Source organism: Marisediminicola senii, assembly GCF_011057645.1.
In the GTDB taxonomy this organism is placed as follows: domain Bacteria; phylum Actinomycetota; class Actinomycetes; order Actinomycetales; family Microbacteriaceae; genus Marisediminicola; species Marisediminicola senii.
Window position 1 is genome coordinate 25,043 of record NZ_JAALGE010000012.1, and the last position, 19,546, is coordinate 44,588.

The 19,546-nt window shown below is 70.2% G+C and carries 16 protein-coding genes; 4 read left to right on the forward strand and 12 right to left on the reverse strand.

The genetic code is table 11. The annotated features are described in order from the left end of the window. Nucleotides 1-5 precede the first annotated feature (5 nt). From G5S38_RS06275 to G5S38_RS06295, 5 genes are all read right to left on the reverse strand, one after another. Complete coding sequence (locus G5S38_RS06275; protein ID WP_165065988.1) at nt 6-2,573, reverse strand: cell wall-binding repeat-containing protein; 2,568 nt, start codon at nt 2,571-2,573, stop codon at nt 6-8. An 87-nt stretch (nt 2,574-2,660) separates the two neighbouring features. After that, nucleotides 2,661-4,397 (reverse strand): cell wall-binding repeat-containing protein, encoded by a 1,737-nt coding sequence (locus tag G5S38_RS06280; RefSeq protein ID WP_165065991.1) that lies wholly within the window; start codon nt 4,395-4,397, stop codon nt 2,661-2,663. Between the two features lie 5 nt (nt 4,398-4,402). Continuing rightward, nucleotides 4,403-6,475, reverse strand: a complete 2,073-nt coding sequence (locus tag G5S38_RS06285) for a cell wall-binding repeat-containing protein (protein ID WP_165065994.1) — start codon at nt 6,473-6,475, stop codon at nt 4,403-4,405. Between the two features lie 176 nt (nt 6,476-6,651). Next, on the reverse strand, nt 6,652-7,524 hold the full coding sequence (gene rfbA, locus G5S38_RS06290) for a glucose-1-phosphate thymidylyltransferase RfbA (RefSeq protein WP_165065997.1): 873 nt from the start codon (nt 7,522-7,524) through the stop codon (nt 6,652-6,654). A gap of 2 nt (nt 7,525-7,526) precedes the next feature. Beyond that, on the reverse strand, nt 7,527-8,138 hold the full coding sequence (locus G5S38_RS06295; RefSeq protein ID WP_165066000.1) for a dTDP-4-dehydrorhamnose 3,5-epimerase family protein: 612 nt from the start codon (nt 8,136-8,138) through the stop codon (nt 7,527-7,529). A gap of 80 nt (nt 8,139-8,218) precedes the next feature. Here G5S38_RS06295 and G5S38_RS06300 point away from each other — a divergent pair, with 80 nt between their 5' ends. From G5S38_RS06300 to G5S38_RS06315, 4 genes are all read left to right on the forward strand, one after another. After that, nucleotides 8,219-9,112 (forward strand): glycosyltransferase family 2 protein, encoded by an 894-nt coding sequence (locus G5S38_RS06300; protein ID WP_165066003.1) that lies wholly within the window; start codon nt 8,219-8,221, stop codon nt 9,110-9,112. 128 nt (nt 9,113-9,240) lie between these two features. Beyond that, the gene (gene rfbB, locus G5S38_RS06305) at nt 9,241-10,224 is read left to right on the forward strand and encodes a dTDP-glucose 4,6-dehydratase (RefSeq protein ID WP_165066006.1); all 984 of its coding nucleotides are present in this window, start codon (nt 9,241-9,243) and stop codon (nt 10,222-10,224) included. Nucleotides 10,225-10,325: 101 nt separating this feature from the next. Further along, complete coding sequence (rfbD, locus tag G5S38_RS06310) at nt 10,326-11,222, forward strand: dTDP-4-dehydrorhamnose reductase (protein ID WP_268921046.1); 897 nt, start codon at nt 10,326-10,328, stop codon at nt 11,220-11,222. Then, on the forward strand, nt 11,219-12,361 hold the full coding sequence (locus G5S38_RS06315) for a glycosyltransferase family 4 protein (protein WP_165066012.1): 1,143 nt from the start codon (nt 11,219-11,221) through the stop codon (nt 12,359-12,361). The genes rfbD and G5S38_RS06315 overlap by 4 nt, the downstream gene beginning before the upstream one ends. A 64-nt stretch (nt 12,362-12,425) precedes the next feature. Here the strand turns inward: G5S38_RS06315 and G5S38_RS06320 are convergent, their stop codons facing one another. The 7 genes from G5S38_RS06320 to G5S38_RS06350 all read right to left on the reverse strand — a co-directional run bounded on the left by G5S38_RS06320 (nt 12,426) and on the right by G5S38_RS06350 (nt 19,515). Next, entirely contained in the window at nt 12,426-13,703 is a 1,278-nt protein-coding gene (locus G5S38_RS06320) for an LCP family protein (protein ID WP_235928937.1), read from the reverse strand. A gap of 47 nt (nt 13,704-13,750) precedes the next feature. Continuing rightward, nucleotides 13,751-14,245: a 5-(carboxyamino)imidazole ribonucleotide mutase gene (gene purE, locus G5S38_RS06325; RefSeq protein WP_201276606.1), complete on the reverse strand. Its 495-nt coding sequence runs from the start codon at nt 14,243-14,245 to the stop codon at nt 13,751-13,753. Nucleotides 14,246-14,279: 34 nt separating this feature from the next. Further along, entirely contained in the window at nt 14,280-15,464 is a 1,185-nt protein-coding gene (locus G5S38_RS06330) for a 5-(carboxyamino)imidazole ribonucleotide synthase (RefSeq protein ID WP_165066018.1), read from the reverse strand. Further along, complete coding sequence (locus tag G5S38_RS06335; RefSeq protein WP_165066021.1) at nt 15,461-16,768, reverse strand: UDP-glucose dehydrogenase family protein; 1,308 nt, start codon at nt 16,766-16,768, stop codon at nt 15,461-15,463. Before G5S38_RS06335 ends, G5S38_RS06330 begins: the two co-directional genes overlap by 4 nt. 68 nt (nt 16,769-16,836) lie before the next feature. Next, entirely contained in the window at nt 16,837-17,385 is a 549-nt protein-coding gene (locus tag G5S38_RS06340) for a PH domain-containing protein (RefSeq protein WP_165066024.1), read from the reverse strand. Nucleotides 17,386-17,388: 3 nt separating this feature from the next. Continuing rightward, the gene (locus tag G5S38_RS06345) at nt 17,389-18,174 is read right to left on the reverse strand and encodes a biotin--[acetyl-CoA-carboxylase] ligase (RefSeq protein WP_165066027.1); all 786 of its coding nucleotides are present in this window, start codon (nt 18,172-18,174) and stop codon (nt 17,389-17,391) included. Nucleotides 18,175-18,216: 42 nt separating this feature from the next. Continuing rightward, nucleotides 18,217-19,515, reverse strand: coding sequence for a DUF6716 putative glycosyltransferase (locus G5S38_RS06350; protein WP_165066030.1), 1,299 nt, complete (start codon nt 19,513-19,515; stop codon nt 18,217-18,219). Nucleotides 19,516-19,546: the final 31 nt, after the last annotated feature.

Genomic DNA, 19,546 nt, shown 5'->3' on the forward strand with positions numbered 1-19,546 from the left:
GTCGGTCAGAAGCCGCACGGGGTGAGGTTCATCACCGCCGAGGTGAGCGTGTTCGGCCCGCCCAGCAGCACGACCTTCGTCGCGTCGAGCGCGTCGATGTCGGCGAGCACGCCCTTCGGCACGCAGTTGGATGGCACCACGTAGAGGGGCGCGTCGACCTTGCCGGCCAGGGCGGAGCCCGCGAGGGCGTCTGGGTAGTTGTAGCCGGTGGCGAGGTAGACGGTGTCGCTCGTCGTGAACACGTCGTTGTTGATGTTCCTCGATGCGGCGAACCGGTCGGAGCCCGCGAATCGCTCCACGGTGGTGCCGGAGGTGCGCAGGGACTGCTCGACCCCGGTCGAGACCGAGTTCACCCCGCCGCCGATCTTGACGGTGGTCACGCCGAGCGCTCTCATGAGGCTGGTGGTCTCGCTTCCGGCGCTGGAGGCGACGCCGTTGACCAGGACGATCGGGGCGCCGATCGATCCGCCGGCAGCACCCGCGGAGAGCGCGTCGGGGAAGTTCCAGCCGGTGACCGCGTAGGCGGTGTCGGCGTCGACGGTGTACGGGTTCTGGTCGCCGAACGCGTACTCGACGACCGCGCGGGAGGCCTCGAACCTGTCCTTGCCGGTGAGCCGAAGCACCTCAGGGGAGAACACGGCTCCTGATTGCGGTCTGAACTCCATCGCCTTGAGCTGGTTCAGCACCACGTCGGAGACGGAATTCGGCCCACCGACGATGACGATCTTCTTGGGCTTGAGACTCCCCTGCAGTTCGGTGACCACGGACTTGGGAAGCTCACCCGGGTAGGTCAGGAGGAGGGGTCCGCCGTCTTCCACTGCTGCCGGCCCCGCACTGAGGGCATCGGGGTAGTTGGTGCCGGTCGCGATGTACACCACGGGCACCTCGCCGTCGGGGTACGCCTTCTTCGCGACGTTGACGGCGACCTCGAACCGGTCGGCGCCGCTGATGCGCGTGACCGTGGGCGCGGTCGGCGTCGGGGTAGGCGTGGGGGTAGGCGTCGGCGTGGGGGTCGGCGTCGGCGTCGGCGTCGGAGTGGGCGTCGGCGTGGGGGTCGGCGTCGGCGTCGGAGTGGGAGTGGGAGTGGGCGTCGGCGTGGGGGTCGGCGTCGGCGGGTTGCCGATCGTGAGGGTGCCATCCACCGGGGTCGACACGTTCGCGGTGCCCCAGGTCGACGAGATCGTGTAGGGGTGGCGGCCCTCCGGCAGGCCGACGAGGCTCACCGACCAGGTTCCGTTCGTCTGCACCTTTGCGGTGCGGGGCGTGTATTCCGACGCAAACTTGATCGCCACCGAGTGCCCGGCGTTGAAGTTGAGCAGCTGTCCGCTCATCGCCGACCCCACGGCCGCCGACGCGCCGACGGCGGGCACGACGATGGACGGCGCTTCGGAGAAGACACCCAGTTCCCACTTGCCGGCCAGCTGCTTGGTGACGCTGGGCTTGCCCGCCAACGAGATCATGGGGAAGAAGGCCGAGACGGCGTTGGGCTGGTTCGTGCGGTCGCAGGAGCCGCTGAATCCACCCGCCGAGTTAATGCCGATCGCCGCGGAGCCCACCAGCGCGCTGCCGCCGCTGTCGCCCTGCAGCATGCAGGCGTCGGAGACGACGAGGTTGACCTTCTTGCCGTCGACGTCGACATCCTGGTCGACGGCCAGGATCGTGCCGCAGGTCCAGCCGGTGGTACTACCTGACTTGCAGACTTTTGCATTGACGACTGCAGCGATCTGGTCGCGGACGATGACGGGCGCGGAACTCATCGGGGCCCCGGTGCCGCCGCCCCAGGTCGCGACCTGCGGCACCGACGTGAACGACGTGGCGTTTGCGGTGACGACCCCGACGTCGTAACCGAGGCCGAACGCGAAGGTATTCGCTACCGGGCCGCCCAGCACGGGGCCGGTTGCGCCAATCGACCCAGGAGCGGTCTGGCGGAATGCCTTGAAGCTGTTTGCATCTCCCTCGCAGTGCCCGGCGGTGGCGAACTGGGAGGCGCCGGTGGTCACGCTGCGGCCGGTGAAGCCAACGGAGCATCGAAAACCGTAGCCGCCGTTGAGGTACGTGTACGCGGTGCCGCCGACCAGGTCTTCGGCGAGCGCCTCGAGCTCCAGCGCACTGAAGTCGCGCTCGGCGACGGGGGCGCCGATCTCGGCGACGGCTCCGGTGGCCTCGACGAGCGTCGCCTCCTCCTCGTCTGCGACGTTCACGACGAGGGTGGTGCCGTCGAGCCGCGAACCGAGCACGTCGATGCCCTCATCGGTGAGGTAGTCGGCGATGGTGGATGCGTCGGCCGCGGCATCCGCCTGGGCGAGGTATTCCGCGCTCGAGATCCCGAGGTCGCGCTCCAGTGCGGCAGCCAGCTCGGTCGGCAGCTCGGCGGCCTCGGCGACGTAGGACTCCACGGCATACGACTCCAGCTGCGGAACCTCGGCGGGGGTCAGGTCGACCCGCACGGGCGATTCCGGCGCCGATGCCGGATTGAGGGCGGGGCGCTCCGTTGCCGACGCGGCGACGGGAACGAGCCCGCCGACCGCGCACAGCGCGATCACGGTCAGGGTGGCGAGGGAACGACTGCGCATGGTGGGCCTTGCATTCATTTGTGGTTCACGGGTGTGAAGAAGAGAAGTTGTAGGAAGAGGGAGAGCGGGCAGCGCGGTGTACGCGGGCTATGGCCCGCACGGCACCATCGCGGCGACCTGTTCACTGAGCGACACCGGCCCGCCGAGGAGTACGACATTGGTCGACCCGAGTGCGGCGATCTCGGCGAGCACCCCGCGCGGCACGCACGACGGCGGGATCACGAAGAGCGGTGCGGAGTTGCGACCGGCGAGCGCCGATCCGGCGAGCGCGTCGGGAAAGTTCATGCCGGTGGCGAGGTACACCGTCGAGCCCCGCGGGTAGGTGCCGGTCGCCCTGGCGTCGGCATTGATGGCGATGGATGCCGCGAACCGGTCGGCGCCCTGCAGGCGCGTGACCGTGCGCCCCGAGGCCTGGAGGCTGCGTTCGATGCCCGATGACACCGACGCGGGGCCGCCCGCGATGCGGACCGACGAGACGCCGAGCTCGTCGAGCGCGCCGCGGGTGTCGCCGTCGGCCGAGCCGGCTCCCCCATTGACCAGGATCACCGGGGAGTTCGTGGCGCCCGCGGGAGATCCGGCGGAGAGCGCGTCGGGAAAGTTGGTGCCGGTGGAGACATAGGCGGATGCCGCGCCGTCGCCGAACGCGTAGTCGGCGATGGCCCGCGACGCCGAGAACCGGTCGGGGCCGTCGATGCGTCGCACCGTCGGGGCTATCTCGCGCAGCGATGCCATCACGGCGTCCGATACCGACGCCGGCCCGCCGACCACCACGACGGTGTCGGGTCCGAGCCTGCGGATCTCGTCGCGCACCGAGGGAACGAGTTCGCCCGGCGCGGTGAGCAGCAGCGGCGCATCCTGGCTGATGGCGGCGGGTGCGGCACTCAGCGCGTCGGGGTACTTGGCGCCGGTGACGAGGTAGACGGTGTCGGCGCCGCCGGGGAACGCGCGCTGCGAGATGGCGTTGGCGACGGCATATCGGTCGCTGCCCGAGATGCGCGAGACAGAGAGCCTGGTCTTCACAGCCGCGGTGGCAGCGCTCGTGCGCACGGCGGAGTTGTAACCGCTGCGCGATCCGGTCACGGTCACGGTGATCGCCGCGCCGACGTCGAGGGCGGTGAGCGTGTAACTGCCGCCGGTGGCGCCCGAGATCGGTACGCCGTTGGCCCTCCACTGGTAAGCGAGTGTCACCGGTGACGGTGCCCAACTTCCCGCGTTCACCGTGAGGCGCTGCCCCTCCGTGGCGGTGCCCGCGACAGAGGGCGTCGGCGCCGCCGTGAGCTGCGGCTTGCGATCGTTCGGGTACCCGGCGAAGATCTGCACCCAGTAGTTGCCCGATGCGACGTACCCGACGCCGATGCGGGTGTAGCGGGACTGCAGGATGTTGTCCTTGTGGCCCTGCGAGTTCATCCAGCCGTTCATCACGCCCGACGCGCTGGAGAAGCCGTAGGCGACGTTCTCCCCGTGGGTGTCCCATCCGGCGGGGATGCGGTCCTGCCGCCACTGGTTCGTGCTGTGGAACATCCGCTGCTGCGAAGACATCACGTTGGCCCATTCCTGAGCCGCGGCATCCATCGTGACATCGCGTTGCAGCGGGGCGAGCCCGACCGCCGCCCGCTCGGCGTTGGTGCTGGCGGCGACCTCGTCGTGCTGCGAGGCGGCGTTCGCCCCAGTGGCGCCGAGGGAGGTGAACGCCATGGCGAGTGCCGCGACGATCGCGACCCGCGCGCTCCATCCGCGACGACGACGGCCGACACCGACCGCGGCGACGGGCTCAACCCCACTGCCGCCCCCGGCGCCTGCCGCGCCCGTCGTCACGGCCGCCATGTCGCTCATCCCCGGCGCACCGACGCGACCGCGCCGGTGGTGAAGACGTTGTTCGAGACCTGAATGACGGTGGTGACGGGCGAGATGATCGGGCAGTTCGGGTTGCGGGTGTTCGTGCCGAACACGTTGTCACGCATGACCGTTCCCCTGATCGCCCCCTTGCCCTTCTCCGAGATGTTGACCGTGCACGCTCCCCCGTCGGCGAAGTTGCGCGAGAACTCGAGGTTCGAGACGGTGCCGCGATCCTGGGTGACCATCAGCGCCGCGTTCTTCGCGCTCGAGAGGTGGTTGCCGACGATGCGGATGCGGTCGCCGACCTGCACCTGGATGGCGTCGTCGTGGCTCGGCGTTCCACCCTGGTTGGGGTCCCTGTCGTAGTGCAGCAGGTCGTGGATCCAGGATGCCTCGACCGTCGTGTTCGAGCCGGTGATGTGAACGCCATCGATGACGTGGTGGATGTTGAGCCTCGTCGCGGTGAAGTTATGGCCGATGATGCCGTTCGCGTAGCCGTTCTGCACGGTCGGCGCGAGCTCGACGTCGGTGATGACGAGTCCCGGCTGGCCGGAGGTCGCGGTGATCAGTCCGGATGAGCCGGTGAAGCCGCCGGCGGGCCCGCGGACGATGGAGTTCTTGATCGTCACGTTGGGGGCGTCGACCGAGACCTTGCCGCGGATGTCCATGCCGTCGATGACGGTTCCGGGGGTGGTGATCTTGAGGTTGCCGTTGTGCACGGTGAGCTTCGTGCCGGGGAGCAGCCCGGTGTTCGACGCGGATGGCGTGCCGGTGCGGGGCGGGGTCGAGACGGGCGGGGTCGAGACGGGCGGCGTGACGACAGGCGGCGTGACCACCGGCGGGGTGACGACGGGCTGCGTCACCACGGGCGGAGTGACCACCGGCGGGGCGGTGACCGGCGGCGTCACCACGGGCTGCGTCACCACGGGCGGGGTCACCACGGGCTGCGTCACCACCGGCGCCGCCGGCTGCGGGGCTGCGGGCGGTGCCGCGGCCACGTTGTCGCAGGAGACCAGCTGCGCGACCGAGGTGGCGAGGGATGCCTCGCCGCCGAACAGCACGACCCGGGTGGTCTTCATCGCGGCGAACTCCTCGAGCACCTGCTCGGGGATGCACCGCGACTGTACGAGGTAGAGGGCGGCCTTGTTCTTGCTGGCGAGCACCGAGCCGACGAGGGCGTCGGGGTAGTTGTGTCCGGTGGCGATGTAGGCGGTCGAGCTGGCGCGGTAGCCGTCGGCGTTGATGGCGACGGAGGCCGAGAACCGGTCGTCGCCCGACAGGCGAACGACCCGGTCGACCGACCTGTCGACCGAGGAGACGAGCGCGGCGGACACCGAGGCTGGACCGCCGGCGACCTTGACCGTGGTGACGCCGAGCTGGTCGATGAGGGCGGTGGTCTCGGCGCCGGGCGTCGCTGCGGCCCCGTCGACGAGGATGACGGGACCTGGGGTGGAGCCGGCGGCGGAGCCCGCGGAGAGGGCGTCCGGGTAGTTGCGCCCGGTGGCGAGGTAGGCGACGGGCGAGCCGGAGCCGAACGCGTAGGAGGCGACGTTGCGTGAGACGGCGTAGCGGTCGGCGCCGCCGATGCGGGTGACGGTGCGGGTGAGGGTGCGCAGGGTGCCCTCGACGGCGGAGGAGACGGAGGCAGGGCCGCCGACGATCACGATGGTCGACGGTGCCAGGCGCTCGATCTCGTCGCGCACCGATGCGGGCAGCGACCCGGTCGTGGTGAGCAGCAGGGGTGCGCCGCGGTGGGCGGCGGCCGGCCCCGCACTGAGGGCGTCGGGAAAGTTGCTGCCGCTCGCGATGAAGACGGTGCCGGCACCCTGCGGGTGCGCCTGGCGAGAGACGGCGTTCGCGACGGCGAAGCGGTCGGTGCCGGCCATGCGGCTGACCTGGATGTCACCGCCTGCAGTGGATGCCGAAGCCGCCGTGACCGTGGACGACGCCACCGATTCCGGGCTGCCGGTCGACTGCGCGCTGGCCGAAACGGCCCCGACCGAGACGAGCGCTACGGCCCCGACGAACGCTACGGATGCACGCCAAAAACGCGATGAAGCAGCCACAGAATCTCCCCCAAGACCTGATACGCATTCCCCCGAATGCGGTTAGCGCGACCATAGCACAGCGGTATGTCACGGCTCAGGTCTGGGGTTGTTCTGCTACTCCCCCCGTCAGGGGAACGTGGGTCGAGCGGACGCCGACGTCCGGCTCAGCCGGCCCCGGTTCGATTGCGCCCGGCTCAGCTGCTTCCGGGGCCGATCAGCCCCGTGAGGTACTCGCCGTAGCCGCTCTTGAGCAGCGGCTGGGCGATCTCGCGCAGCTGGGCGTCGTCGATCCACTTCGCGCGCCAGGCGATCTCCTCGATGCAACCGATCTTGTAGCCCTGGCGGGCCTCGATCACGCGCACGAACTCGGTGGCCTGCAGCATCGACTCGAACGTTCCGGTGTCGAGCCACGCGGTTCCGCGATCGAGCACCTGCACCTTGAGGGTGCCGGCGTCGAGGTAGCGCTCGTTGATGGTCGAGATCTCGAGCTCGCCGCGGGCGCTCGGCTCGATCGTCTTCGCGATCTCGATGACCGAGTTGTCGTAGAAGTAGAGCCCGGGAACGGCGTAGTTGCTCTTCGGCTCGGTCGGCTTCTCCTCGATCGACACGGCGGTGAAATCGTCGTCGAACTCGACCACTCCATAGGAGCGCGGGTTGGAGACGTGGTACGCGAAGATCAGCGCACCCTCGATCTCGCCGTGCTCGCGCAGCGACGATCCGAGGCCGGCCCCGTGGAAGATGTTGTCGCCGAGCACCAGCGCGACGCTGTCGTCGCCGATGAACTCCTCACCGATGATGAACGCCTGCGCGAGGCCGTCTGGCGACGGCTGCACCGCGTACTCGAGGCGGATGCCGAGCGCTGACCCGTCGCCGAGCAGCGCCTGGAACTGGTCGCTGTACTCGGGGGTGGTGATGATGAGGATCTCGTTGATGCCGGCCATCATCAGCGTCGACAGGGGGTAGTAGATCATCGGCTTGTCGTAGATGGGCATGAGCTGCTTCGAGATGCCCTTGGTGATGGGCCACAGCCGGGTGCCGGAACCGCCGGCGAGGATGATGCCGCGCATGCTCAGTTGCCCTTTCCGTCGAGGGACGCGTAGAACTTCTGGATGTCGTCCCACTGCGGGAGGAGCCCGCTCGCCGCGGCCTCTGCGAGCGACGGCGCATCCGTGTCCTTGGGAGACAGCAGCAGTTCGCCCGCCTCGGGCGGGAACACCAGGGCGACGTCGGCGTCGAGCGGGTTGATGCCGTGCTCGGCCGGCGCGTTGTAGGTGTCGGAGACGAGGTAGCTCACGGTGGCGTCGTCGGTCAGGGCGACGAATGCGTGGCCGAGGCCCTCGGCGAGGTAGATGGCGCGACGGTCGACGTCGTCGAGCAGTACCGAATCCCACTGGCCGAACGTGGGCGAGCCGACCCTGATGTCGATCACGTAGTCGAGCACCGCACCGTGCGTCGCCGTGACGTACTTGGCCTGCCCGCGCGGAACATCGGCGAAGTGGATGCCGCGAACGACGCCCTTCTTCGACACCGACGTGTTCGCCTGCCTGAGGTCGAGGGAGTGGCCGAGGGCCTGTTCGAGGAGGTCGAACCGGTACCACTCGAGGAAGACACCACGGTCGTCCGCGCGCTGGATCGGGGTGATCTCGAAAGAGCCGGGGATGGAGAGTTCGCGAATCTGCACGCATGAAGCTTACGGGGGACACCGTTCCCGGGCCGGTCGCGGGGGGCCGACGGCGCGCCTCCCGATAGTATTGCGGCTCCATGACCTCTTCGACGCCCGACGCTGCCCACGCCCGCGTGGCCGTGGTGACCGTCAGTTTCGGGTCGTCGGCCGTGCTCGGCGGATTCCTCGAATCGGTCGCCGCGGCATCCATCGCCCCACCCCTCGTCGTGGTCGCCGACAACAAGCCGACGCCGCCGAACGACGTGGCCGAGCTGACCGCGCTGGCCGGCGCCACCTACCTTCCGCAGGAGTCAAATCGTGGATACGGCGGCGGTATCAATGCGGCGGTGGCCGGGCTCGCACCGTCCATCGACTGGGTACTCATCAGCAACCCCGACGTGGTGCTGCACGACGGCATGATCGACGCGCTGCTCGCCCGCGGTGACAGCGACCCGCGCATCGGAGCGGTGGGACCGGCGATCTACACCCCGACCGGCGAGCTGTACCCGTCGGCGCGCACCGTGCCGTCGCTGCGCACCGGAGTTGGGCACGCCCTGTTCGCGAACATCTGGCTCGACAATCCGTGGACCCGCGCCTACCGCAACGACAACGCGGGCTCGGCGAACGGTCGCGACGCCGGCTGGCTGTCTGGCGCGTGCCTGTTGGTTAGGCGGTCGGCGTTCGATGAGATCGGCGGCTTCGACCCCGGCTTCTTCATGTACTTCGAAGACGTCGACCTGGGCTACCGGCTCGGCAAGGCCGGGTACCGCAGCGTGTACGAGCCGCTGTCGGGCGCGACCCACAGCGGGGCGCACTCGACCACCGAGGATTCCGCGGCCATGGTGCGGGCACACCACGACAGCGCCCGCCGTTTTCTCGGCAAGAAGTACGCCGGCCCGCTGCTCTGGCCGGTGCGCGTCGCGCTCGGTATCAGCCTCAGCATCCGCTCGGCCATCGTGCGCCGCACCGTCAAGCAGTCGCACCACCACTGACCTGCACCACCACTGAGCCCCACCACCATTCGCGCCACCACGAACTCCACGCCCTGCACCACCACGAACCCATCCGCCCATCCACCGAACAGTCGTCGGCCCCGGCCGACCAGGCAAAGGATCTGACCATGAAACTCCTCGTCACCGGCGGAGCCGGCTTCATCGGCTCCAACTTCGTCAGGCGCGTCATCGAAGACGCCTATGAAGGGCTCGAGGGCGCAGACGTCGTCGTGCTCGACGCGCTCACCTATTCGGGAAACCTCGAGAACCTCGCATCCGTCGCCGACTCCCCCCGCTACACCTTCGTGCGGGGCGACATCCGCGACGCGACGCTGCTCGACGAACTGCTGCCCACCGTCGACGCCGTGGTGCACTTCGCGGCCGAATCGCACGTCGACCGCTCGGTGCGCGACGCGTCGATCTTCGTCGAGACCAACGTGCTCGGCACGCAGCAGCTGCTGGATGCCGCGTTGCGATCCGACCTCAAGCGATTCGTGCACGTCTCCACCGACGAGGTCTACGGCTCGATCGCCGAGGGCTCGTGGGACGAGCAGCGCCCACTCGAGCCGAACTCCCCCTATTCGGCGTCGAAGGCCGGCAGCGACCTGCTCGCCCGCAGCTACTTCCGCACCCACGGCCTCAACATCTCGATCACGCGCTGCTCGAACAACTACGGGCCGTTCCACTTTCCCGAGAAGGTCATCCCGCTGTTCGTCACGAACCTCATCGACGACAAGCACGTACCCCTCTACGGCGAGGGCAACAACATCCGCGACTGGCTGCATGTCGACGACCACTGCCGCGGAATCGCCATGGTGCTCACCGGCGGCCGCGCCGGCGAGATCTACAACATCGGCGGCGGCACCGAGCTGACCAACAAGGAGCTCACCCAGCTGCTGCTCGACGCGACCGGCAAGGACTGGTCGTACGTCGACCGGGTGCAGGACCGCCTCGGGCACGACCTGCGCTACTCCGTCGACATCTCGAAGATCCGCTCCGAGCTGGGATACGAGCCGCGCGTCCCGTTCGAGCAGGGCCTCGCCGACGTCGTGCAGTGGTACCGCGACAACCGCCAGTGGTGGGAGCCCCTCAAGGAGCGCGCCGCGCTGTAGCATCCACGGTCCACCCGGGGGCACCGCGCCTGGCCGCGCATTCGCGGCCGCACGGCGGTGCCCTCCGGGGTGGCCACACGAGTGCGGGTATGGTCGAGGGCGTGCGATACCTGATCACCGGAGCCGGCGGAATGCTCGGCCACGACCTCATTTCCGCCCTCGATGCACGGGACGTCACCGCCCTCACGCGCGCTGACCTCGACATCACCGATGCCGACGCGGTCGCCGCCGCGGTCGCGGGCCACGACGTGGTGATCAACGCCGCCGCCTACACGAATGTCGACGCCGCGGAATACGACGAGGCAACCGCCGAGTCCATCAACGGCACCGGCGCCGGCAACCTCGCGCGTGCCGCCGCCGCCGCGGGCGCGATCATGGTGCAGGTCTCCACCGACTACGTCTTCGACGGCACGGCGACGACGCCGTACCCCGAATCCACCCCGCTCGACCCGGTGTCGGCATACGGCCGCACCAAGGCCTCCGGGGAGCGCCTCGTCGCCGAGGGCAACCCCGGCCGCAGCTACATCGTGCGCACCGCCTGGCTCTACGGCCAGCACGGCGGCAACTTCGCGGCGACCATGCTGCGGGTCGCGGCCCAGCGCGACGAAGTGTCGGTCGTCACCGACCAGGTCGGCCAGCCCACCTGGACCCTCGACCTCGCCAGGCAGATCGTGGCGATGCTCGACGCGAACGCCCCTTTCGGCGTCTACCACGGCACCAACTCGGGCCAGGGCAGCTGGTTCGACTTCGCCCGCGCGGTGTTCAGCGAGGCCGGCCTCGACCCGGAGCGGGTCACTCCGACCGACAGCGCGGCATTCGTGCGCCCCGCTCCCCGCCCCGCATACTCCGTGCTCGGCCACGACGCGTGGCTGGCCGCGGGCATCGCGCCACTGCGCGACTGGCGCGAGGCACTGGCCGAGGCCGTGCGCGTCGGCGCAGTGGGTGATGGTGCCGTGCGCGATGGCGCTACCCGCACCGAGAGCGCGCCGACCGCGTGACGACCACGCTGCGCGTCATCGTCGACGAGGTCATCGCTCCGTCATCCACAGGTGTCGGCAGGTATGCCGAAGAGCTGGCCCGGGAACTGATCGCCACCGCACCGTTCGACTGCGAGGTGAGCGGGGTCGTCTCCGCGTCACCCGAGGCCGACTACGACCGGCTGCGGGAACTGCTCCCCGGCATGTCGCACCTGTTCAAGAGCGCGCTTGCCCGCCGGGAGCTGTACCTCGCCTGGCAGCGCGGCTTCACCCGGCTGCCCGGCAGCGGCATGGTGCACGCGCCGAGCCTGCTCGCCCCGCTCGCCCGGCACGACAGCGTCAATTCGATCGGCGACCAGACCGCGGTCACCGTGCACGACGTCGTCGCCTGGACGCACCCGGACAGCATGACTCCACGCCAGGTCGCCTGGCACAAGTCGACCGTCAAGCGCGCGGCCCGCTACGCCGACGCGGTCGTCGTTCCCACCTACACGGTCGCCGCACAGCTCGGCGAGCTCGTCGACTTCGGTGACCGCATCCGCGTCATCGGCGGGGCGGCGAGCGAGCGCCTCACCGTGGGCGACGATGTGGATGCCAGAGCCGACGCGCTCGGACTCCCCGAGCGCTACGTGCTCACGACCGCGACCCTCGAACCCCGCAAGCAGCTGCGCGCGCTCCTGCAGTCCCTCGCGACCGAGCAGGACGCGGGACTCCCGCTGGTCATCATCGGGGCGGGCGACTGGCGCGACCAGACGGTCAGCGCGGTGGCTGCGGAGGCCGGGGTGGCGCCGGAACGCGTCATCCACCTCGGCACGGTCAGCGACGACGACCTCTCGGTCGCACTCGACCGCGCGGCCGTGTTCGCGTTCCCGAGCCTCGGCGAGGGATTCGGGCTGCCCGTACTCGAGGCATTCCGCTTCGGCACGCCCGTCGTGCACTCGCAGGACCCCGCGGTGGTCGAGGTCGCGGCGGGCGCCGGCATCACGGTGCCGTCCGACGACGCGGCGGAATACCCCGACCGGCTCGCGGCGGCCATCTCATCGGTCGTCGGCGACGCGGCGTGGGCCGCGCGGCTCGGCGTCGCCGGTCGCGACCGTTCCCGCGCGTTCAGCTGGCGCGACTCCGCCCAGCGCGTCTGGCAGCTGCACGCCGACCTGTAGCGGCTGGGCCCGCCCGGCTGTAGCGTCCAGTCCCGACCCCGCGCGGGTCGGCCCGCCCCCGCCCCTACCCCGCGGCGACGGCGGCGGCGAGCGTCTGCTGCACGAGCGCATGGATGTACTCGTAGTCGGGTTCGTTGGTATTCACGAGGTCGGGCACCAGCTCGAGCGTCGTGATCGGCTGCGTCCTGGCCTTCGTTCCCATGTCGACGAAGCGGGGCAGGATGCCCGATGGCACGTCGGTGCTCACCACCTGCGATCCCGCGGCGGCGATGCCCTGGAACTTGCTCAGCACGTTGCGGGGTTCGAACTGCGCGAGCATCGCCTCCTGCACCTGCCGCTGGCGTTCCATGCGGTCGTAGTCGGATGCCTCGAAACGCGACCTCGCGTACCAGAGGGCGGCGGCGCCATCCATTCGCTGCACCCCGGCCTCGAAGTAGCCGTATGGCTCGGTCGAGGTGATGGGGCCGTAGGGAAAGCGCTCTGCCACGTCGATGTCGATGCCGCCGAGCGAGTCGATGAGGTCGGCGAAGCCCTGCATGTCGACGAGCACGTAGTACTGCAGGGTGAGCCCGGTGATGCCGGAGACGGCGTCGCGCGTCGCCTCGATGCCGGGGTTGCTGCCGTTCGCCTCTGCCTCTGGGTACAGCTCCGGGTGCTCGATGCCGTAGGTATAGAGGTAGCTCACGAGGCACAGGTCGCCGCAGTCGTACCCGTCGGGGAACTCGCCCCACAGGGGAGATCCCTCGGAGAACTGGGCGCGCTCGAAGTTGCGGGGAACGCCGATCATCGTGGTCGCCCCGGTGTCGGCGTCGATGCTCACGACCGAGAGGCTGTCCGGTCGCATGCCGGTGCGGTCGGGCCCGGCGTCACCGCCCAGCAGCAGGATGTTGTAGCGCCCGTCGACCGGGTCCTGGTAGTTGCCGTCGGCGAACATCGACGACACGGTGTCGCGGGTGACCCCGGCCACCATCGAGCCGTAGCCCACCACCCCCGCACTCAGCACGAGCAGCCCGACCGACAGCGCGGCGATCGCCGGCCGCGCCTTCGGCCAGGCGCGGACGATGCGCACCAGCCGCAGCGTGTCGATGGTCAGCACCACCCACAGCACGGCATACGCGGCGAGCACGACCTGCAGCAGGGTGAGCGCGATCACGTTGGTCGCGACCCAGTAGATCGGGGTCGGCCAGAGCAAGAACACGACGACGCCTACGGCGACCGCGGTCCACAGCGAGAACGTCGCGCGCACGCCGAAGCGACCGAGCGTGCGGCTGCCGGCGAGCAGCTGCGCGGAGCCGGGAATGAGAAAATTGAGGCCGACCAGCCACCACGCACGCTTCGTCATCGTGCCAGGTGACCGGAGGTCGGGGTGCCTCACGGGGCTGGGGGTTGTCACAGGGAGGATTTGAGCGTCGCATTCTTCGTATCGACGAGCTCCCCCAGCTGCGCCTGGTGTTCAGAGAGTCTGGCAGTAAGGGCCTGGTTGGATGCCGCGAGCATGCGGATCGCGAGCAGACCCGCGTTCTGCGCGCCGCCGATCGACACCGTCGCCACCGGAACGCCCGCGGGCATCTGCACGATCGACAGCAGCGAGTCGAGGCCGTCGAGGCGGGACAGCGGAACAGGCACGCCAATCACCGGCAGCGTCGTCACCGAGGCCAGCATGCCTGGCAGGTGTGCGGCTCCCCCGGCTCCGGCGATGATCGAGTGGATGCCGCGTGCCGCCGCGTCCTTGCCGAACGCGATCATGCGCTCGGGGGTGCGGTGCGCCGAGAGCACCTCGACCTCGACCTCGATGCCGAACTCGCGCAGCACCTCGTAGGCCGCCTTCATGACCGGCCAGTCGGAGTCCGATCCCATGACGACGGCGACGATCGGCTCAGGCATGGTTGCCACTGTAGTTGTCACGTCGTGGCTCCGATCACGCCGTGCCGTCCGTCCCGCCATCCGCCGGGAATTCGACGGCAGACTCGAGCGGCGTGTCGGTTCCGAGCAGCACGGCGGCCGAGCGGGCCTGCCACACGACGTCGTCGAGGTCGTCGCCGCCCACCGTGACGTGGCCGACCTTGCGGCCGGGGCGCGGCTCCTTTCCGTACAGGGTGACCTTCGCCATGGGCTGGTCGGCGAGCGCGGCGGGGAGTGCGTCGGCGAGGGATCCGGCCTGCGGCCCCCCGAGGACGTTGATCATCACCGACCACGTGTCGCGGCATCCCGTCGCTCCCAGCGGCAGGTCGAGCACCGCGCGCAGGTGCTGCTCGAACTGGCTGGTGGTCGAGCCGTCGATGGTCCAGTGCCCGGTGTTGTGCGGGCGCATCGCGAGTTCGTTGACGAGCACCCGGTCGTCGGTGGTCTCGAACAGCTCGACCGCGAACACGCCGGTGACGTCGAGGTTCTCGGCGATGCTCCTGGCGATGTCGGATGCCACGTCGGCGACCCTGCCGGCAGAGCGGGGGGCGGGCGCGATGACCTCGGCGCACACGCCATTCCGCTGCACGCTCTCGACCACCGGCCACTCCATCATGTCGCCGGAGGGGCGCCGCGCGACCATCTTGGCGAGCTCACGACGAAACTCGACGAGTTCCTCGACGAGCAGGTCGTCGCCGCTGTCGAGCCAGTCGCGGGCGTCGTCGGCCGACGACACGACGCGCACGCCCTTGCCGTCGTAGCCGCCGGTCGCGGTCTTGAGCACGGCGCGGCCGCCGTGGTCGGCCAGGAACGCGGTGAGGTCGGCCGCCGTCTGCACGCGGGCCCAGTCCGGCATCGGGATGCCGAGCTCGCCGAGCCGCTCGCGCATGCTCAGCTTGTTCTGGGCGAACTGCAGCGCGTGTGGCCCTGGACGCACCGCGATGCCGCGCTCCACGAGTTCGCGCAGCACGGCCTGCGGAACGTGCTCGTGGTCGAACGTGATGACGTCGACGGTGTCGGCGAAACGAAGGACGTCGTCGGCGTCGCGGTAGTCACCGACCGCCGTCGCGGCGATCCCGGCAGGAGTTCCGTCGTTTTCGGCGAGCACGCGCAGCTCGATGCCGAGGCTGAGGGCGGCGGGGATCATCATGCGGGCGAGCTGGCCCCCGCCGATGACCCCGACGATCGGCGCGTCGGTCATGGCCGTCCGAGCGCCCGGTAGGTCCACCCGGCGCCGCGCCAGGCGGCGGGGTCGAGGCAGTTGCGCCCGTCGACGATCGCGCGGCGTTCGACGAGGGCGCCGACCGCCTCGGGGTCGAGTTCGCGGTACTGCTTCCACTCGGTGAGCAGCAGCACGGCGTCTGCGCCCTTCACCGCTTCTTCTGCGGTGGTGACGTAGTCGGCGTCCGGGTAGCGGCGGCGCGAGGTCTCGACGGCCTCCGGGTCGGTGGCGATCACGTGCGCGCCGAGTTCGGCCAGCCGGATGGCCACGTCGAGTGCCGGCGAGTCGCGCACGTCGTCGGAGTCGGGCTTGAACGCGAGGCCGAGCACGGCGATGTTCTTGCCGCGCAGGTCGCCGCCCACCACCTCGGTGGCGAGGTCGACCATGCGCTCGCGGCGGCGGAGGTTGATACTGTCGACCTCGCGCAGGAAGCTGAGCGCCTGGTCGACGCCGAGTTCCTCGGCCCTGGCCATGAACGCGCGGATGTCCTTCGGCAGGCAGCCGCCGCCGAAGCCGAGGCCGGCGTTGAGGAACCGGCGGCCGATGCGGGCGTCGTAGCCGATGGCGTCGGCGAGCTGGGTGACGTCGGCCCCGGTGGCCTCGGCGACTTCGGCCATCGCGTTGATGAACGAGATCTTGGTGGCGAGGAAGGCGTTGGCGGCGACCTTGACGAGCTCGGCGGTCGCGTAGTCGGTGACGACCTTGGGCGTTCCGCCGGCGAGGGCGGAAGCGTAGACGCCGTCAAGGGCGGCTTCGGCGGATGCATCGTCCTGGCCGATCCCGTAGACGAGGCGATCGGGCGTCAGGGTGTCCTTCACCGCGAATCCCTCGCGCAGGAACTCCGGATTCCAGGCGAGCGTCGCCCCGGAGCCGGACGCCGCGACGACGTCGGCCAGGCGGGCCGCGGTGCCGACCGGCACGGTCGACTTGCCGACTACGAGGTCGCCCGCGGCGAGGTGCGGGAGCAGCGCGTCGACCGCGGCATCCACGTAGCGCAGGTCGGCTGCGTTACTGTCGCCGAGCTGCGGGGTGCCGACGGCGACGAAGTGCACGGTCGCGCCGGCGGCCTCCGAGATGTCGGTGGTGAAGGTGAGGCGGCCGGATGCCATGGCCGAGGTGAGCAGTTCGGGGAGGCCGGGTTCGAAGAACGGGGGCTTGCCAGAGGCGAGCATCTCGATCTTCGCGGCGTCGACGTCGATGCCGACCACCTCGTGCCCGAGCTCGGCCATACAGGCGGCGTGCACGGCCCCGAGGTAACCGCACCCCACAACGGAAACTCTCATCCCATTCTCCAATCGCACCGGCCTTCAATCGGCCCAGCGACAGCACACTATCCGAGAACGGAGAACGCTCAGCGCAGGCCCCACGGCCCGGTGTCGAAGGTGCCGCCGGTCTCTTCGGCCTGCCGGCGGGCGGCGATCGGGTTGGCGCTTTTCTCCATCAGGTCGGTCAGCGCGGCCTGCACGAGGTCGGCAGACGGCACGTCGCGCAGCCGAACCGGGCGGCCCGATCCGGTGCTGATCAGCACGTCGCCGCTGCCCGCGAGGCTCTGGAATGCGTTCTTGCGCACGGTGATGTCGTACCCGCGGCTGTGCAGCAGTTCCTGGCGGGTGCGCACGAACAGCCCGTGGCGCAGCACGACCCGGCGGGTGGTGATCGTATAGCGCTTTCCCAGCCAGAACAGCGTCGGCAGCAGGCAGAGAAGAGTGAACAGGATCGCCCCGCCGACGAGTACCGCGAGGTTCTGCCACTCCTCGGCGAACTGCCCGTACCCGTAGCCGGTGGCCCCGGCGAGGGCGATGAGCAGAACGGCCGGCCAGAACAGCTTGCGGCCGTGGGGGCGCAGGCGGGCGACGATGCGCTCCCCCTCCGGCGCGGGCTGCTCGCCCTCAGATGACATGGATCATTCATACCTCAGATGGGTCACGTCGCCCGCGGCGACGGCCTGCCGCGCGCCGTCGCGACCAGTGACGACGAGGCGACCGGAGTCGTCGATGTCGACGGCGTCGCCGAGCAGGGTGCTGCCGTCTGGCAGCTCGACCCTCACGGTCTGGCCGGGGGTGCTGCAGGTGGCGACCACGCTGTCGCGCGCGTCGCTGTCCCCGGTGATGAACCCGGCATAGAGCGGCCGCAGCTCGGCGAGCCACGCGTCGAGCACCGTGCGCGCGAGGTCGCCGGGCAGCGGGTCGCCGGTCGCCGCGGCCTCGATGAGCAGCGACGTCGCGGTGGGCACCGGCAGCGCGTCGTCGGGAATGGTCAGGTTCACGCCGGCACCGACGATGACGCCGTCGCCGCCCGGCAGCAGCTCGGCGAGGATGCCGCACACCTTTCGCCCGCGCACGAGCACGTCGTTCGGCCACTTGAGGCTCGGCGCACTGCCGGGCACGACGGACTGCACGGCCCGCGTCATGGCGACGCCGGCGAGCAGCGGCATCCACCCCCACCTCTCGATGTCGACCGGCGTACCGTTCGCCGATGCGGGGCGCAGCAGCACCGAGGCCGCGAGGCACTGCCCCGGCGGGGCGATCCAGGTGCGGCCCAGCCGACCGCGCCCTCCGGTCTGGTTCGTGGTCGCGACGACGGTGAACTCTGCGGCGCCGGGCACCCGCGCCCGCAGTTCGTCATTGGTGGATGCCGCGGCGTCGAGCACCACGACGGTCGGGGCAGCGGATTCTCGGGGCAGCGGCATGCCCTCAGGCTATCGACGCGGGTACCACCGGGGTGACCGCCGCTATCGTCGCGACATCGACGGCGCGGTCGCCGGCCGGTGCACCCGCTCCGCCCGCCGACGGTTCGCGAGGCGCCGCGGGTACCGCAGCGCGAGCACCACCCAGCGTGCGGGCGTGCCGACCGCGATGGCGAGGTGCCCCGACAGTGACGTGTCGTAGGAGCCGAGGGCCCGCTTGCGGTCCCAGATGCGGCGCAGGTTGCCGCCGAGCGACCCGCGGTGCTGCGCCCGGAGCGGGATGGGGCTCGCGGCGTGCGCCGTGACCAGCGCGTCGATGCGCTCGACCCAGTCGTCGGTGCACTCGTCGTGCAGGTAGTTGTCGGCCAGCCACGATTCGCGCACGCGGGCGAAGTCGCCCGTGATGAGGGCGCGGGAGCTGCCGAACAGGCCGCTGCCCTCGAAGACCGGGTTGATCAGGTCGTCGCTCACGCCGAAGTCGTCGAGAACGAGCACCGGCAGGCCCATTGCCGCCGCCTCGATGGCGGCGGTCGAGCTGACCGTCACCAGCGCGGCAGCCTGGTCGAGGTGCCGCAGCATGGGTCCGCTGGCCACCACCAGGTTGGGCGGCACGTTCGGCATCTCGGCGAGCAGGTCGGTGTACGGGTACTTCTCCGCGTGGGTCTGCTGTTCGCCGACCACCGCTCGGATCTTGATCACCACGCGGCGGCGCGGGTGGCCGCGGGCGGCCTGTGCGAGCCACGACAGCACGAGCTGCCGGTCCTCCTTCGAGCGGGGAACCTTGGCCTGCGCCGCGAACACGATGTCGCGGCCGGGTGCAGTCACCGTGCGTTCCCGCGGCAGGAAGGGCAGCGTACCGAGTGCGAACTGCTGCTCCATTCCCATCTGCGCGGCGAGCCAGGTGAACTCGCGAATCTCCCGCACGCTGTGCAGCAGCATCAGGTCGACCTGCGCACGGTAGTAGAGGGCCTTGCGGGTGGCCGGGATCGAGATTCCGGGCAGCCCGCCGACGAGCACCGGTCGTCGACGGCCCGCCAGCGTCGCGGCCTCGACGATGGAGCGCACCAGCACGCGCACGACGGGTCCGCGCACCGACAGCAGTACGACGTCGAACGGGGTGTCACCATCCGCGATCAGGTCGGCGACCCCGGCGAGGTCGACGACGGGAGGCAGCGCTGCCGCGAACCGGGTTCCGGCGAGCGCGGTCGCGGTCTGTGCCGCGCTCGGCGCGGCCGGGTTGGCGAGCACGACGAGCTGCGCGTTCCAGCTCTCCGGCGCGCGCTCGAGCACCGCCGCACCCCACTTGAGGTACGAATCGGAGTCGGTGAGCGCCAGCACCCTCACGCGGTGCCCGCCCTCACGCCGTGCCAGCCAG

Bases quoted from the DNA above. Each gene is read 5' to 3' on its own strand.
- rfbB (WP_165066006.1), top strand. From the start codon at position 9,241: ATGAAACTCCTCGTCACCGGCGGAGCCGGCTTCATCGGCTCCAACTTC.
- rfbA (WP_165065997.1), bottom strand. From the start codon at position 7,524: ATGCGCGGCATCATCCTCGCCGGCGGTTCCGGCACCCGGCTGTGGCCC.
- G5S38_RS06320 (WP_235928937.1), bottom strand. From the start codon at position 13,703: ATGACGAAGCGTGCGTGGTGGCTGGTCGGCCTCAATTTTCTCATTCCC.
- purE (WP_201276606.1), bottom strand. From the start codon at position 14,245: ATGCCTGAGCCGATCGTCGCCGTCGTCATGGGATCGGACTCCGACTGG.
- G5S38_RS06345 (WP_165066027.1), bottom strand. From the start codon at position 18,174: ATGCCGCTGCCCCGAGAATCCGCTGCCCCGACCGTCGTGGTGCTCGAC.
- G5S38_RS06340 (WP_165066024.1), bottom strand. From the start codon at position 17,385: ATGTCATCTGAGGGCGAGCAGCCCGCGCCGGAGGGGGAGCGCATCGTC.
- G5S38_RS06330 (WP_165066018.1), bottom strand. From the start codon at position 15,464: ATGACCGACGCGCCGATCGTCGGGGTCATCGGCGGGGGCCAGCTCGCC.
- G5S38_RS06335 (WP_165066021.1), bottom strand. From the start codon at position 16,768: ATGAGAGTTTCCGTTGTGGGGTGCGGTTACCTCGGGGCCGTGCACGCC.
- G5S38_RS06280 (WP_165065991.1), bottom strand. From the start codon at position 4,397: ATGGCGGCCGTGACGACGGGCGCGGCAGGCGCCGGGGGCGGCAGTGGG.
- G5S38_RS06300 (WP_165066003.1), top strand. From the start codon at position 8,219: ATGACCTCTTCGACGCCCGACGCTGCCCACGCCCGCGTGGCCGTGGTG.
- G5S38_RS06275 (WP_165065988.1), bottom strand. From the start codon at position 2,573: ATGCGCAGTCGTTCCCTCGCCACCCTGACCGTGATCGCGCTGTGCGCG.